Here is a 16,848-nt window from a genome sequence, read left to right as displayed (position 1 = left end):
AAAATTATTTTGCAAAAGTAATAAGTAAATACTTTAGAGACAGTCTACTTTAACTAATTTTTGGAATAGCTTGATAAAAGAATATGTAAAACCCAATATTAGATTTAAAAATACAAGGGATATTCTACATATAGAATACGTTTTATCATGTCTTATTTTATAGTAGACTTTGGGATTCCTGGCACAGTTGTTCTAAATGATGATGCTGGTAAGTTATCACCATTAAATAAGGTCGCCTCTACCCAATTAAACCATGCATACCTTGCCTGAGTTGGATTAGGAACAGTAGAGGAAGTTAGTTCGATGGTTCCGTTTTTTACAATAGCGTTTGCTTTTTTAAAATCGCCATTTTCTCCGGCTATCTCAAAATTACCGTCACCTGTAATTTTTAAGCCCTTGTTATGCGAAAATTTAAGAATTCCTTTTCCGTTTTCAAATTCTGACGATATATAAGTAGGACCTGAATACGCTACATTTTGATTGTACTGTTTAGCTAAAGCCCAAAACGCTAATCTCATGCCCGCTTCTTGTTTTTTACTAGGGTGAATCTGCTTTCGTTCACCCGTGTCTAATAAAACAGCCGTACCTACATCGGGAATATTTTGTGCTAAAAATTGAGCTTCTCTTACTTCTTGAGATTTTGCATTTACATTATACTCATATGGTGTAATTTGTGCTATATAGAACGGCATATTTACATTTTTAAATGCAGTTCTCCATTCAGTAATTAAATTTCTAAGTATGTCTCGATATTGAATACCATCACCAGAATTATTTTCTCCTTGATACCATGTTACCCCTTTTATAGTATACGGTGTAACTGGATAAATCATTCCATTATAAATTGCTCCTGGAGTATTAAACCCCTGTTGACCGTTGTTAATGTGATCTATTTTATACTTCCCTGTATTTGGTGTTTGTTTAGCAATTTCTAAATCAGCCATAACGTTCTCGAAACCATTGATAGCAGTGAGAGAATTACTTGATGTCCATGCTTCGCCTTTAGAATTTCCTCTTGCTGCAACAATAACACCTATAGGTACATTTAGTTTTTTATATAGTTCTCTTGCAAAGAAATAGGCTGTCGCTGAAAAATGTTTAACATTATCAGGGTTACAAATAACCCATTCACCAAAAACTTCCTTCTCTTGCAAGTACGATGCTTTTTTAGCTACTCTAAAGACTCTTATTTTAGGAAAGTTTGCCGCACTAATTTCTTGACTTGCATTAACGATGGTACCTCCTGCCCCCCATCCTTTCATAGGCATTCCCATATTAGATTGACCAGAACAAAGCCAAACTTCTCCTAATAAAATTCCTCCAAAATTATACGTTTTTGTTTTATCTTTAATATTTAATGTATAAGGACCTCCCGCATCTCCTGTCGGAATTTTCACACTCCAACTACCTTTATCAGATATTTTTGTGGTAACACTATTTTCGTTACCTAAAGTAATAGTGACCAAATTACCTGGTGTTCCCTCTCCCCAGATATTAACATTAGTATTACGTTGTAAAACAGCGTTTTGTTTAATCAAATTTGTGACTGACAATGTCTGTGATACCGAAGGAATCACAATCAATAAACAAAACAAAATTGTAACATTTGTTTTTTTAACCAATTGATTTAATAACAATTTGCATCTTAAAAAGTGAGAGATCATCATCTATTGTTGTTCTTTACATTTTATGATCAAATATTTTATATAACAACCAATTGTCATTACTTGGAAGCGGCATCTTTAATAATAAATTTCTCCTGATCACCTACTATAGATTTATTACATGTTAGTCCTTCTACACTTCCATTATTATGACTCACATACGCTCCATTATTTCCTTTAATAGCGTACAAATCTCCTCCTAGAGGTTCTAGAGTAAATTCCTCCCAAGCCTCTGCTTTTTTTCGATTGCATCTCATCGGCTTAAGTCCGTCCTCAGAACTAAAATATGACCCATTACTTCCTTTAATAGCTACTCTTCCTCCACCTACTGACTCTATACTAAATCGTTCCCAAATATCAACTTTAGTTCGATTGCAGGTTATTGGTCTAAGTCCATTTTCTGAACTAACATATAAATTATTACTCAAGGCGCGGATACTTATATTTTCTCTATTCGCTATATCTAAATCTTTCGATTCTTCTTCGATAACTTGAGTTGTAGTTATAGCCTGTATTTTAGCCACACTTCTAGTGGGAGCATCACTTGCTACTGGTCGTCGTTCAGACAAATTAGTTAACGCTCCTAACATAACATTATAATATCTAGAATCTTGACCATTATTCATTATTGATAAAACTCTATATTGACTGGACATTTTTCCTGTGGGAGTCTTACCATTTACATCTACAACTTTACATGTAGCGCCTTTGATTGTTGATAGATTACTTAAAAATTTATCTATTGTGATATTCTCTTGTCCTAAAGGCACTTTTATTACTTTGGCACCTTCGTCTATTTTATATTTTTCTGAAAAAACAAAAGCCGTATATGTTCTAAAAGATGATGCTGGTAGACCATCCATATTATACAATGTAGGGACTACCCAATTTGACCATCCATATCGCACTTGTGTTGGATCTGTTACCTCGTTAGATGAAACTTCTAATACATCATTATTTATAGCCACATCAGCTTTATGAAAAACACCATCTATACCAGAAATTTCAAAATTGTTTGGTCCTTTACTAAGTTTAAGTCCATCTCCAATATTATTAAACTTTAATTTCCCTTCTCCGTTTTCAAATTCTGCAGATTTATAAATCGGTCCAGAATATATTAACTCATTAAAATTATATTGTTTAGCTAAAGCCCAAAGTGCTAATCGTTTACCTACATCTTGTTTATTACCTGGGTGTATTTTCCATCGATCACCAAGATCTAAAGTAACTGCCATTCCGGTGTTACGTATATCTTTCCCCATAAATTGAACTTCTCTAACCTCGTAGCTATTATGTTTATTATTATCATAATTCTGAAATGGTGTAATTTGAGCATAATAAAACGGTAATTCTTCACTCTTGAATGCTTTTCTCCATGACTGAATAAGAGCAGGAAAAATTGAACTATATAGTTTTGGATTATCAGAATTTGATTCTCCTTGATACCAAATTACACCTTTTATAGTATATGACTTAATCGGAGAGATCATACCATTAAATAATGCAGCGGGTGTTTCGAATTGTTTGGTATCATCATTTATATAATCCAATGTATACGGCTTATTTTTGGTTTTAGATCGTGTTAAATCTCTTTCTATATTTTCAAAACCTACAACTTTTTTCAATTCATCAGTAGATGTCCATGCTTCGGCCTTTGAACTTCCTTTAGTCGCCTGAATTATTCCTATTGGGACATTTAATTTATTATATAATTCTCTAGCAAAAAAGTAAGCTACAGCAGAAAAATTATTGGCATTAGTTGGATTACATATACGCCATATACCATTAGCCTCATATTTTGGATCAAAAGAAGCATTTCGTTCTACTTGAAAAATTCTAATTTTTGAAAAATTTGCTTTTGCTATTTCTGTAGCTGCATTATTCACACTACCGCCAGCTCCCCATCCTTTTAATGGTAACTCCATATTAGATTGCCCAGAAGCCACCCAAACTTCTCCTAAAAGTATATTGCTAAAGGTTAACGTTTGATTCTCATCTTTTATGACCAATTTATATGGTCCCCCTGCTTCTTTGGTTGCTACTTTAGTTTTCCAGTCGCCACTATTATTAACTAATGCAGTAGCAGCGATTCCCCATTCTGGTTCTATTGTTACAATACTTCCGGGTTTCCCTTTACCCCATATATTAACATTTGAATTACGTTGTAAAACAGAATTATCTCTAATAAAATTGGTTACAGAAAATTGTTTTTGTGCGGGTTCCTTTTTAGAAACAAACTCAATATAGTCTATGTTAATTGCATACTTATCATCTGAAAAAATTTCTAATCTAAGTACATGTTTACCTTTTTTTATTTTAGTATTTACTTTATACTCTTTCCATTCACTAAACCAACCTGCCTTTGGGTTTACTTCTATTCTTGATGATATTTTTTTCTCATCAATAAATAATTGAAATCCTTTAGACCCTACATTCCTAGCAGTGGCCATAATCGATATTGTATAGCTTCCTTTATCTTTTGCATTAAATGTATATTCTAGCCATTCACCATCGCTAGTCCAACCAACAATATGACCATTAGATTTATTTGCTTTAGGCTCAATCTCTACACCTGCATCTTCTCCTGTTCTATAGTTAGCGACTTTATCTGCTTCTCCTTTATTAACATCATGATATGAAACACCCTCTCCTCCTGTATCATAATTTTCAGCTTCAATTATGCAAGGTATATTATTTGATCCTTTATAAGTGGATTGTTGCGCTGTAGCAACAGTATAGCAAAAACTTAATGTTAATAGTAATATTCTCATCATCTTTTTTAACCAGAAAGATTCTGAAATTTCCCTTATTGTTATCATAAATCTGTTATTTAGTTTTATTGGTAATCTGTAATTAGTCTTTTCCCGACTAGACTATTGTATTATTTCTAAATTTTAATCAAAATTCTTAAACATCTATAAAACTGCATATAAATTTATATTTGAACCATAACGTATGTTTAAATGAATAAAACATATCTCTATATTTATATAAAATATGTTAATTTTTTAGCATTATTAAAGTAAGGCATAACAATACAATACATATCCCTATACCAGCCATAAATTCATAGAAAACTCCTAAAATGATTCATAAAATATAAAAGCCTCAAATTCAAATGAATTTGAGGCTTTTATATTTTATTTAGTTTTAAAAGTTAGTTATTAGCACCACTTTTAGGCAATGGGAATTTCTTTTGTTCTTTTAATTTTCCGTTATCATAATATTTCCAGATACCATTTTTTTGGTTTCTTTTATAATTACCTTCTATAATAAGAACTCCTTTTGTATCATAATACTTGGTAAGACCATGTAATTTATCATTTTCGTAGGTAAAATCTTTAATAACGATTCCATCTTCAGAATAAATTATTCTTTTCCCTTCCCTTTTTCCATCGGCATAAGTATTCTTTTCTGTGAGCTTACCATTTTCAAAATAAGTAAGTTGCTCTCCATGTAATTTACCCAAACGATAGTTCTCGGTCATCATGATTTTATCGGATCCATTATGATAATATTTCCATAATCCAACTCTATCTTTATTAATCATGTTACCTTCACTGATAACCTTTCCTTTTTGGGTAAAATATTTCACCACTACAGTATCGCTTTTTGAGGAGAATGTTTTTATCGCTGTAGGGTTTTTACCTCCACTTGGCTTATAAAACTTAAACTCACCTATTTCCTTACCATGTTCAAAAGTCCCCTCATATCTTAATTGGTTACTGTTCGGAAACTTTTTTTGCCATTGTCCATGTCTTTTTCCTTCAGCGTCATAATTGTTGTACTTCTGAGCAACCACAGAAATACATGTAAAAAAATAAATACAGAATAAAAATCTACTTCGCATAATTACTAATTGATTTGGAACATTATTTCAACGGATGTAAATTCCAAAAAGTATACCAATATTATAAAATCCTAATGATAAAGATAAATTTTAAATATAAAAAGCCCCAAAATTGGAGCTTTTTATAACATAATGTTAATATAATTCTATTTCTTATTATTTTTTTGTTGTTCTGCTTGCTCCATCAACTCTTTCATCTTCTTCTGAAATTTACCTTGTTTTTTAGGTTTCTTTTTATTCTCTTGAATTTTTGCATGAATTTTATCTTCATCAATTATTACATTTTTGATGACCAACATAATACCAATAGTAATTAAGTTAGAAATAAAATAATATAATGACAATCCACTGGCATAGTTATTAAAGAAAAATAGCATCATTAATGGAGACAGATACATAATGAATTTCATATTTGGCATCCCTGGCTGCTGTGTTTGCATAGTTTGCCCAGTTGTCATTGTCATGTAAATGAATATCGCTACCGACGCTAATATTGGGAATAAACTAATATGGTCTCCATAAAAGGGGATTTCAAATGGTAATTGTGCTATATTATCGTAACTTGATAAATCATCTGCCCATAAAAAGCTCTTTTGTCTTAATTGAAAAGCACTTGGAAAGAAATTGAATAATGCATAAAACACAGGGATTTGCATTAAAGCTGGCAAACAACCACTCATAGGATTAACACCTGCTTTACCATACAACGCCATAGTCTCTTGTTGCTTTTTCATGGCATTATCCTTATGCTTTTCATTGATTTCTGTAATCTCAGGACGCAATACTTTCATTTTTGCCTGAGACAAATACGATTTATAAGTAACTGGAGACAATATGATACGGACAATAATAGTCATTACTATAATGGCCACTCCGTAAGGTAAAAACCCACTTAAGAACCCAAAAAATGGTATAAATAGATATCTATTAATAACTCCAAAAATTCCCCAACCAAGTGGTACAATTTCGTCTAGATTTCTATTATAACCATCCAAAATTTTATAATCTGTAGGACCATAATACCAGTCCATATTATAATTTAGCTCCCCTGCCGTTAGCTCTAATGGCATTGAGGCTGCAAACTCTTTAGTTACCTTAATATCTTTATCATCAAGTTCACTCTTGCTCGCTATGTTTTTTGATGTAAACGAAGCCGTTTTAAATGCTGTATCAGTTAATAAAATAGATGTAAAAAAGTGTTGTTTAAAGCCTATCCAAGTAACATTTTCTTCTTGATCATCATCAAATTCTCCTTGTCCAGTAAAACTATCTTTACCTCCGTCATATTCATAATGTATATCTGTATATCTATTTTCGTATGATGCACTTTTTGCGTGTCTTGTTCCTTGAAGTTTCCAATCAAGATTAATCGTTTGACTACTATTAATAACTTGTTGTAGTCCTTGAGATCTAATGGTAAAATCTACCATATAATCGTTTGGTTTCAACTCATATCTATATTCTAAAAATTTAGAATCAGAAACCTTAAGTTTCATAGATAAAATAGTATTCTCACCATTTTTAGACATTTTAGGTTCAAAAAACAGGTCTTTTGTATTTAAAATTCTATTATCTGTAGTCCCAAAGTTCAGATTAAAAGATGCATTTTTACCATCTTTAATAAGATACACAGGAACCGAATCATATGTTTTAAAATTCTTTAAAAGTGCTTCAGAAATGTATCCTCCTCTGTTATTTATTTTTAAACTTAATACTTCATTTTCAATTTTTGTAAACTCATCTTTTGCCGATGGTAAACTTGCTGAGTATGCAAATGCTCCTAATTGAGATTTTGCTCCTGCTAGTGCTACAGAATCTTGAGGATTTACTACAATAGCTTCGCTTTCTGTTACAAAGTCAGTTGTTGCGGTAGTATCTTCGTTTGATGTTTTTTCTTTTTCAGCTTGTTCTTTTGCTACTTTTTGTGCTTCTATTTCTTCTGGAGTCGGCTGATTCGTATAAAACATAAATGCTACGATTCCAAAAATAAGTGCAAACCCTATTATTGAATTAAGGTCAAATTTCTTTTCTTCCATGTATTGATGTATAAAAAGCCTTAATCTGAATCATCAGGAAGGCTTTTAAGGTTATTTGTATCATTTTAATGTCAATTATCTAGCCAATCACTACCCCTGTGACACTTTGGCATTTTTCTTATTCTTAGAATAGACAACAGCTGCTTTTACAAAAGCTATAAATAAAGGATGAGGATTAGCCACAGTACTCTTATATTCTGGATGATACTGCACCCCAACAAACCAAGGATGATCAGAAACTTCTATTATTTCTACCAAACCTGTCTTAGGATTCACTCCTGTTGTTTTTAGTCCAGCTTGCTCTAACTGCTCCTTATATTTATTATTATATTCATAGCGATGACGATGACGTTCTGAAATCATAGTTTCACCATAAGCTTCAAAAACTTTACTGTTTTCAACAAGTTCACAGTTCCAAGCTCCCAAACGCATTGTTCCTCCCATATCGGTGATACTTTTTTGCTCCTCCATAATATCAATTACGGGATTAGAAGTATTTTCATCAACCTCTACAGAACAAGCATCTTTTAAGCCCAATACATTTCGCGAATACTCTATCACTGCCATTTGCATCCCTAAACAAATTCCAAAAAATGGCAACTTGTGTTCTCTTGCAAACTGAACTGCTTTAATTTTACCTTCGATTCCGCGCTCTCCAAATCCTGGAGCGACTAATATTCCGTCTAAATGTGCTATTTTTTCACTAATGGTAGCATCATCAATATATTCTGAATGAATACTAACTACATTAACTTTTACTTCATTTTCTGCTCCAGCATGAATAAAAGCTTCTAAAATTGATTTATAGGAGTCTTGTAATTCTACATACTTACCAACAAGTCCTACTGTTACTTCAAATTTTGGGTTTTTATGTCGTTGCAAGAATTTATTCCAATTTTCAAGATTAGGAACGTTATCATCTCTTAATACTAATTGCTTTAAGACAACAGCATCTAACCCTTCTTCTAACATCAAATTAGGCACATCATAAATTGTGGATGCATCTATTGACTGGATCACCGCCTCTTGTCGTACATTACAAAATAGTGCTAGCTTTCGTCTTAAATCATCAGACAGTTCGTGCTCTGTTCTACATACTAAAATGTCTGCTTTAATACCGCTCTCCATCAAAGTTTTTACACTATGCTGCGTAGGTTTAGTTTTTAGCTCACCTGCAGCAGAAAGATAGGGTATTAACGTTAAATGTATGACCAGAGCATTAGTATCTCCTAATTCCCATTTTAATTGTCGTACTGCTTCTATATAAGGAAGAGATTCAATATCACCTACTGTTCCTCCAATTTCTGTAATTACAATGTCATAATTACCACTCTTTCCTAAAATCTGAATTCTTTCTTTTATCTCATTGGTAATATGAGGTACGACCTGAACTGTTTTTCCTAAAAACTCTCCTCTTCTTTCTTTTTCGATAACACTTTGGTATATTCTACCTGTGGTCACGTTATTAGCTTGAGATGTTGGGTTATTTAAAAATCTTTCATAATGCCCTAAATCGAGATCTGTTTCTGCTCCATCATCAGTAACATAACATTCTCCATGCTCATATGGATTTAGTGTTCCTGGATCAACATTGATATAGGGGTCCAATTTTTGAATGGTAACTCTATACCCTCTCGCTTGTAGCAGTTTTGCTAATGAAGCTGCTATAATCCCTTTTCCTAAAGAGGAAGAAACACCTCCCGTTACAAAAACATATTTGGTATTAGACATGTATACTTAACTATTAGTATGTTGCATTTAAATTCTGCGCAAAAGTACAAAGAAGTCATGAATTGATGCATTGAAAACCAAGCAATATTCATGAACTTATTCAGATTTCTTTAACAATTCAAAAAACTAAGAATCAGTTTATTACTTCTACAAAAAGAAAAATCCCGTCTATTGACAGGATTTTTTTATATAAAATTATATTCTACTCTTCTTCATCTGATGCTTTATCTTCTGGTTCTGAGAAATCTGTCATTCCTTTGGATTGTAAAATATTATACCATTGAATAACTTTTTTCATATCACTAGTGTATACTCTATCCTCATCGTAATCAGGAAGCACTTCACTAAAATAAGCTTCTAATTTATTCTTGGGCTCTTTATGACTTATAGCTTGTTCTCCATTCTCTTTATCTTGTATCTTCTTAAAAATATCACGTAAGGGAACTTCCTCGGTAAAGGTATAAATTGCTATTTCACTAAGAATACTTACATTATGACGTATACTTACTGATATTTTTTTCCCATCTAATAGGGATTCAGCTAAAAAACCACTACGAGTTTGTGTTTTTAACTCATATAAACCTGGTTTTCCAGAAATTGCTAATATTTTATCTAAGCCCATAAATATTTATTTCAAAAGTTGGCAAATATCAGTAGTTCGTTTCAAAAAATCAAACATTACTACTACAAATATTTTTAAAGTATATTATCTTCCTTTTTTCATTAAAGGAAAACGCATGCGATACTCTGCATTAATTTTACCTTTAGAAATATTAGTTAATTTTCCTTTAATCAAACGTTTTTTAAGACTAGATAGTTTATCTGTAAACAAGATTCCTTCTATATGGTCATATTCATGTTGAATAACCCTTGCTATTAATCCGTCGTAAACTTCTGTATGCTCAACGAAGTTCTCATCAAAGTAGTTTATTTTGATTGTATCTTTGCGAAAAACATCTTCTCTTATATCGGGTATACTTAAGCACCCTTCGGTAAAAGCCCATTCTTCTCCGGTTTCTTCAATAATTTGAGCATTAATAAACACCTTCCTAAAATCCTTTAAACTACTAGCTTCTTTTTCTGTTAATTCATCATCTTCAGAAAATGGTTCTGCATCTACCAAAAATAATCGAATAGGAAGCCCTATCTGCGGAGCAGCCAATCCAACACCATGAGCATTATACATGGTTTCGAACATATTTTCTAGCAATTCTTCAAGTTTCGGGTAATCTTTTTCGATTTCCTTAGCTTTTTTCTTTAATACAGGATCTCCGTATGCTACAATTGGAAGTATCATAATTATTATTTAATGTTTTAAAGATTATACAAATAATCTTGCAGTATAATCGTGGCACTTATTTGATCTACTAATGCTTTATCTCTTCGTTTCTTTTTCGAAATTCCGCTGGCAATCATAGTATCGAAAGCAATTTTAGAAGTAAAACGTTCATCAATTCTCTTAACAGGAATATCAGGAAGCATTTTATTTAGTTTTTCTAAAAATGGTTTAATCAATTTTTCACTTTCTGACGGCTCTCCATGTAATCTTTTAGGTTCCCCAACTATAAAGAGCTCTACGGGTTCTTTAGACACATAATCTTTTAGCCAAGACAATAGTTCTTTGGTATCCACCGTGGTTAATCCAGATGCAATAATTTGAGATTCATCGGTAACTGCGATCCCACAACGTTTACCTCCATAATCTATAGCTAATATTCTTGCCATTTACATTTTTGTGCAAAAATATGATATTATCCTAAATAAACATTCTATTTATTAATGGTTTCCTAAAATATGGTTTATCCGTACTTATTTTCCAACTAAGCTATTATCTTTACGAAAATTTTATAAATCAATGAACCAACTAAAAGAAACTATAGAAAAGGCCTGGGAAAACAGAGACCTTTTAAAAGAGTCAGATACTCAAGCAGCAATACGAGAAGTTGTAAACCTACTTGATTCTGGTGAACTTAGGGTAGCAGAACCTGTAGAAGGGGGATGGCAAGTAAACGAATGGGTAAAAAAAGGAGTCGTATTGTATTTCCCTATTCAGAAAATGGAAACATTAGAGGCTGGAATTTTTGAATACCATGACAAAATTCCTTTAAAGAGAGATTATGAAGCCAAAGGAATTCGTGTTGTCCCAAATGCTGTCGCACGACATGGTGCCTATATATCTCCGGGTACAATTTTAATGCCTAGCTATGTAAATATAGGGGCATATGTTGACAAAGGAACAATGGTCGACACATGGGCAACTGTTGGAAGTTGTGCGCAAATAGGTAAAAATGTACACCTTAGCGGAGGTGTTGGTATTGGAGGTGTATTAGAGCCCTTACAAGCTGCTCCGGTAATTATAGAAGATAATGCTTTCATTGGATCAAGATGTATCGTTGTCGAAGGTGTTCGTGTTGAAAAAGAAGCTGTACTTGGTGCCAATGTAGTACTAACAGCATCTACAAAAATTATTGATGTTACAGGAGATACACCTGTAGAAAGAAAAGGTGTAGTACCTGCCGGTTCTGTTGTTATACCAGGGAGTTACGCAAAAGAATTCGCAGCGGGGTCATATAATGTTCCTTGTGCATTAATTATTGGTAAGCGTAAAGAAAGTACTGACAAAAAAACCTCTTTAAATGATGCGCTTCGTGAATACGATGTTGCCGTTTAATGTAGGTATGATATAATGAGCTTGTCTTAAATATATTTTAGGACGAGCTCAATTGTTTTAATCGATAGTCATGAAAATTTTAGTCATTCAACAAAAAATGATCGGTGATGTACTTACAAGTACTATTATTTGTGAAGCATTGCGAAAAGAATACCCCAATGCAACTATTGATTATTTAGTCAATTCTAGCACTAGACCTGTATTGACTGAAAATCCTTTTTTTGATAAAATAATAGAGTTTAAAAATCAATATCGTGAAAGTAAGATTGATTTCTATCATTTTTTGGTGTCTATCAAAAAATCAAAATATGATTTAGTTATTGATGCCTATGGAAAATTAGAAAGTAATCTTATTTCACTATTTTCTAAAGCTCCAAAAAGAGTATCATTTTACAAATGGTACACTCAATTTATATATACTCAAGTAATTCATAGAGCATCTGAGCCTATTACCAACGCCAGTATTGCAATTGAAAACAGGCTTCGTTTGGTTTTTCCTGAAAACAGAATAACTTCTGAAATTATTAAACCAAAAATATTTCTTACCGAAGATGAGAAACAAATAGCTAACGAATACTTAAAATCTAATCATATTACTCAAAACAAACCTTTGATAATGATTAGTGTTTTAGGAAGTAGCCCAAATAAAACATTGCCTTTTAAATACATGGCTAAAGTAATTGATGAAATTGTTTCGACCACTGGAGCAAATGTCCTTTTTAATTATATGCCAAATCAGGAAAAGGATGCACGAACAATTTATAATCTTACAAATTACAAAACTCAAAAACATATTCATTTTGATGTATTTGCTAAAAGTTTACGAGGTTTTATAGCGATTCTTTCCCATTGTGATGCTTTAATCGGAAATGAAGGTGGTGCCGTTAATATGGCCAAAGCATTGAATCTTCCCACCTTTACCATTTTTTCACCATGGATTATTAAAAAAGATTGGAATATGTTTGAGGATGGGATTGAAAACGATTCGATACACCTTATAGATATAAAACCTGAACTATACGTTGGTAATTCACCAAAAAAAATGAAAGATCAATCTCTTGAGTTATACCAAGAGTTTTCTTCAGAATATATTATACCTAAGCTTAGAAATTACTTAACACAAACCTTTACCTAGTACTCATGAGAAATGATATGCATCCAAATCAATCTCATACTTTCAAAAAATAGTTATTTTTGTCCAAATTTTAGTAAAAAAACAATATCGAATGATCAAACTCTCTGGAGTAATTATTACTTTTAATGAAGAAAGAAAAATTGAAAAATGTTTAGCTTCACTTCAAGGAGTTGTTGACGAAATTGTTGTTGTCGATTCCTTTTCGACTGATGATACTGCTAAAATTTGCAAAAAATATGGAGCTAATTTTATAGAACAAAAATTCCTAGGATATAAAGAACAAAAGAATTTTGCTATTACCCAAGCTAAATACGATTATATAGTCTCTTTAGATGGTGATGAGGCTTTGTCTCCAGAACTCCAACATTCGTTAATCAACCTAAAATCAAACTGGGAACATGATGGTTATTATACCAATCGATTTAATAACTTTTGTGGACAATGGATTAAATATTCGGATTGGTATCCCGATAAAAAATTAAGAGTCTTTAAAAAAGGAAAAGGAGAATGGAAAGGTATAAACCCTCACGATTCTTATAAATTGTACTCCCCTAAAAACTGCGGTAAATTAAAAGGAGATATATTACATTGGAATTACCCAACATATAAGGCGTACAATCAACAAATTGAAAAATTTTCGACTATATCGGCACAATCGTACTATGATCTTGGAAAAAAAGCAACTTTATGGAAAATTCTATTTAATCCATCTTGGGCTTTTTTTAAGGCCTATATTTTACGTTTGGGATTCTTAGACGGTTTAAATGGTCTTGTTATTTGTATTCAAACAGCAAACCTTACGTTTTTAAAGTATATTAAATTAAGAGAACGCATTAAATCGGAGAATTTCCAGAAATAGTTTTATATTTTTTCTTCCAGAAGAATATTCTTTTCTTAACTCTGATTTTTCGATAAAATCGATATTGAAATTCTTTAGTATATGTCCACATAAGATTAAATACCTTCTCTTCATCTTCTCCACTGCATTTTGCATACTCATTACTCATAATTTCTATCATAGACTTATGAATTGTTAGCTTAGCAAAATTCTTAATTCTAGTATCAAAATCCATTGCCCCGAACTCCATTCGATTAAGATCCACCAAATAAAACAAATAGTCGCCGTTCACTCTTTTTATCAATGTATTACCAGGTGAATGATCCAAGAAATTAATTTCATTTTTGTGGAGCTTATATGTAAACCGAGTGAAAGCTCTCAAAATAGCTTCATGATCAGAAATACTAAAATCTGTGGTAAGTTCTCTATATGTTAAATCACAGGCTACCAACTCGCTTACATAATAACTTTTATTAAATAAGAAAGGTGTCATATACAAATCATAAGCTACCGGTAATGGTGTACCTATTTCTTTAGACAATAGAGTACTCGCATATATGTATGACCTTTCAGCTTTCGATTTTCTAAAAAACCGATATGCTACCTTATTAATGAAATTAGGGATTTTAAATGATTTAATAGCATACTTCTTACCCTCGATCTCAACAATTTTTATAACATTACGATCTCCTTCTCCTAGGATTTCGGTATGGTATTCAAAATTATGAATTGCATTCTTAATGGTAGGCTCAAGATGTTGTTGAGAAGAATTGACTATAAACTTGTTCTGCATTTGCTACAAAATAATGGTGTAAAGGTACTTATTTAAGAAGAGAAATCAAGTTCATTACATAATTAAAACAAGAATTAAAAGTTCTCTTTTTAATCCCATAGATGTATAAGCTAAAAATCAACTGGCATGTTTTAATATTACAAACCACATATTTAAATCAAAAAAAAAAGTTAAAATTAATATCTATTTTATTTACTTTGCAAAAAACAACCCCATGTATAAAATATTTCTAGAAACGCATAATATCAATAATATTCATACAGGTTTTGGTCAATTTAACTATCATTTACTTAAGGCGTTTAAAGAAATTAATGATCCAGATATCAGATTCTCTGTTCATACTCGTCCCATACAAGCGTTAAAACCTTATTTTGGTAATTTCTTCAAATACAAGCGCTATTTTGGAGCTAGACGTTATAAAGTTACTAGTGTTAGAAAAAAATATGATGTTTGGCACTCCTTAAACCAAAACACTAAAATAGAACCCTATCATAATCTACCTTATGTTCTAACGGTACATGATGTAAATTTTATTGAGGAAATTTCGAGTGACTTGAATCACGAAAGAAATCAAAGATTTATAGAAAAATTAAATAGAGCCGATGCGATTACTTATATTTCTGAGTATGCTAAACAGTCTACTCATAAGTATTTTGAAATTCCAGATATACCTGAATATGTAATCTACAATGGTAATCCAATGGTTTCTTTTGAAAATTTAGATAATTTTTCTACCGACATTGATATAAGTAAAAAATACCTGTATGGTTTAGGAGATTTTTTAGAACGAAAGAATTTTCATCTCTTAGTAGAAATGATGCAACACTTACCAGAATACAATCTAATTATTTCTGGAAATGATACTAGACCATATGGAGAAAAAGTTAGAGAAACGATAACATCATTAGGTCTAGCTGATCGAGTTACTTTAACTGGGCGTGTCTCTGAACAAGAAAAACAATACTACATGAAAAACTGTAGTGCTTTTGTATTTCCTTCTGACCGAGAAGGTTTTGGACTACCTGTAATTGAAGCTATGCGATATGGTGTACCTATTTTTTTAGCAAATACGACGTCGCTTCCCGAAATAGGAGGAAAATATGCTTTCTACTGGAAGGACTTTAACACTAAAAATATGGCTGATTTATTAAAAAAGAATCTTGCATATTATAATGAAAATGAAACCGAATTTAGGACTAACCTCATAGAACGGGCAGATTTTTTTTCATGGAATAAAGCGGCAAAGCAATACATTGAGGTCTACAAAAATTTGATAAATAACTCTAAATAACGTTTATTATAAAATCAACCATTAGTATATTAGCAGCTTCAAAATATACTTTTTAAATACCTAAACAAACAAAAATGGCTTTACAAATCATCATTGGTTTATTACTCTTAATAGGCATCATAATTTTGGGTAAAAAATTATCCAAACATAAATCACTATTTCCTCTTATGCCATTCAAATACAATTTTGCATTAAGAAGAGATACATTTGTAGAAACATTAAGACTTCTAGAACAAAGAAATGGCAAACTAATTGTAGAAACCGGTACCTCTAGAGATGGTCTTAAAAATACTCACGGAGATGGTGCGGCTACAATAGTATTTGGAAAATGGGCGCAAAGACATGGTGGCAAAGTTATATCGGTAGACATTAGCGAAGATTCGCTAAAAGGATCTCAAGAAGGTTTAAATGATGAAAATTTAAACAATGTAGTCACTCTTGAATTATCAGATTCAATTGCCTTTTTAGAAAATTTTGATCAAAAAATAGATCTATTATATCTAGATAGTTATGATTATTCTTTACACGATGAAGAAATACAAAGAAAAAGTCAAGAACATCATCTAAAAGAGTTTATCGCTGTTGAAAAAAATCTCCATGACGATACAATTATCCTTATTGATGATTGCGATTTACCTGGTGGAGGAAAAGGAAAAGTTGTAGTAGAGCATATGCTGAAGAAAGACTGGGTCATTGTAACAAATGCTTATCAAATTTTGATGGTTAAGAAAAGTAGTTTGAAGAACTAATATTTTAAATCATACAATATAAAAAGCGAGAATTCTTATTGTAGAATTCTCGCTTCGTTGTTAAAAGCAATTACTTTCTAAACCTGTTAA

The 16,848-nt window shown here is 31.8% G+C and carries 14 protein-coding genes; 5 read left to right on the top strand and 9 right to left on the bottom strand.

What is annotated here, in order from left to right; translation table 11 throughout:
* Positions 1–152: 152 nt before the first annotated feature.
* The 8 genes from D1816_RS24845 to ruvX all read right to left on the bottom strand — a co-directional run bounded on the left by D1816_RS24845 (position 153) and on the right by ruvX (position 11,006).
* Positions 153–1,538 (bottom strand): sialate O-acetylesterase, encoded by a 1,386-nt coding sequence (locus D1816_RS24845; protein ID WP_158597726.1) that lies wholly within the window; start codon positions 1,536–1,538, stop codon positions 153–155.
* Positions 1,539–1,723: 185 nt separating this feature from the next.
* A complete protein-coding gene (locus D1816_RS24840) occupies positions 1,724–4,483 on the bottom strand; it encodes a sialate O-acetylesterase (RefSeq protein WP_118506101.1) in 2,760 nt (919 codons plus the stop codon).
* Positions 4,484–4,821: 338 nt separating this feature from the next.
* Positions 4,822–5,514, bottom strand: coding sequence for a toxin-antitoxin system YwqK family antitoxin (locus D1816_RS24835; protein WP_118506100.1), 693 nt, complete (start codon positions 5,512–5,514; stop codon positions 4,822–4,824).
* A gap of 146 nt (positions 5,515–5,660) precedes the next feature.
* A complete protein-coding gene (gene yidC, locus D1816_RS24830) occupies positions 5,661–7,550 on the bottom strand; it encodes a membrane protein insertase YidC (RefSeq protein WP_118506099.1) in 1,890 nt (629 codons plus the stop codon).
* Between the two features lie 90 nt (positions 7,551–7,640).
* Complete coding sequence (locus tag D1816_RS24825; RefSeq protein ID WP_118506098.1) at positions 7,641–9,281, bottom strand: CTP synthase; 1,641 nt, start codon at positions 9,279–9,281, stop codon at positions 7,641–7,643.
* Between the two features lie 202 nt (positions 9,282–9,483).
* On the bottom strand, positions 9,484–9,903 hold the full coding sequence (locus tag D1816_RS24820; protein WP_066313676.1) for a DUF5606 domain-containing protein: 420 nt from the start codon (positions 9,901–9,903) through the stop codon (positions 9,484–9,486).
* An 84-nt stretch (positions 9,904–9,987) separates the two neighbouring features.
* The gene (gene def, locus D1816_RS24815) at positions 9,988–10,578 is read right to left on the bottom strand and encodes a peptide deformylase (protein WP_066313679.1); all 591 of its coding nucleotides are present in this window, start codon (positions 10,576–10,578) and stop codon (positions 9,988–9,990) included.
* Positions 10,579–10,595: 17 nt separating this feature from the next.
* Complete coding sequence (ruvX, locus tag D1816_RS24810) at positions 10,596–11,006, bottom strand: Holliday junction resolvase RuvX (RefSeq protein WP_066313680.1); 411 nt, start codon at positions 11,004–11,006, stop codon at positions 10,596–10,598.
* Positions 11,007–11,136: 130 nt separating this feature from the next.
* Here ruvX and D1816_RS24805 point away from each other — a divergent pair, with 130 nt between their 5' ends.
* The 3 genes from D1816_RS24805 (at position 11,137) to D1816_RS24795 (ending at position 13,946) form a co-directional block, all read left to right on the top strand.
* Positions 11,137–11,952: a 2,3,4,5-tetrahydropyridine-2,6-dicarboxylate N-succinyltransferase gene (locus D1816_RS24805; RefSeq protein WP_118506097.1), complete on the top strand. Its 816-nt coding sequence runs from the start codon at positions 11,137–11,139 to the stop codon at positions 11,950–11,952.
* A 70-nt stretch (positions 11,953–12,022) separates the two neighbouring features.
* Positions 12,023–13,087, top strand: coding sequence for a glycosyltransferase family 9 protein (locus tag D1816_RS24800; protein WP_118506096.1), 1,065 nt, complete (start codon positions 12,023–12,025; stop codon positions 13,085–13,087).
* Positions 13,088–13,178: 91 nt separating this feature from the next.
* A complete protein-coding gene (locus tag D1816_RS24795; RefSeq protein WP_118506095.1) occupies positions 13,179–13,946 on the top strand; it encodes a glycosyltransferase family 2 protein in 768 nt (255 codons plus the stop codon).
* Here the strand turns inward: D1816_RS24795 and D1816_RS24790 are convergent.
* Positions 13,921–14,718, bottom strand: a complete 798-nt coding sequence (locus D1816_RS24790; RefSeq protein WP_233565241.1) for a Kdo domain containing protein — start codon at positions 14,716–14,718, stop codon at positions 13,921–13,923. The genes D1816_RS24795 and D1816_RS24790 overlap by 26 nt on opposite strands.
* Positions 14,719–14,932: 214 nt before the next feature.
* Here D1816_RS24790 and D1816_RS24785 point away from each other — a divergent pair, with 214 nt between their 5' ends.
* Both D1816_RS24785 and D1816_RS24780 read left to right on the top strand, forming a co-directional pair.
* A complete protein-coding gene (locus D1816_RS24785; RefSeq protein WP_066313687.1) occupies positions 14,933–16,009 on the top strand; it encodes a glycosyltransferase family 1 protein in 1,077 nt (358 codons plus the stop codon).
* 74 nt (positions 16,010–16,083) lie between these two features.
* Complete coding sequence (locus D1816_RS24780) at positions 16,084–16,758, top strand: class I SAM-dependent methyltransferase (protein WP_066313689.1); 675 nt, start codon at positions 16,084–16,086, stop codon at positions 16,756–16,758.
* Positions 16,759–16,848 lie beyond the last annotated feature (90 nt).

The organism is Aquimarina sp. AD10 (genome assembly GCF_003443715.1).
In the GTDB taxonomy this organism is placed as follows: Bacteria; Bacteroidota; Bacteroidia; order Flavobacteriales; family Flavobacteriaceae; genus Aquimarina; species Aquimarina aggregata.
The sequence above is the reverse complement of the archived record's forward strand: the minus strand, read 5'-3'. Positions and strand labels throughout refer to the sequence as shown.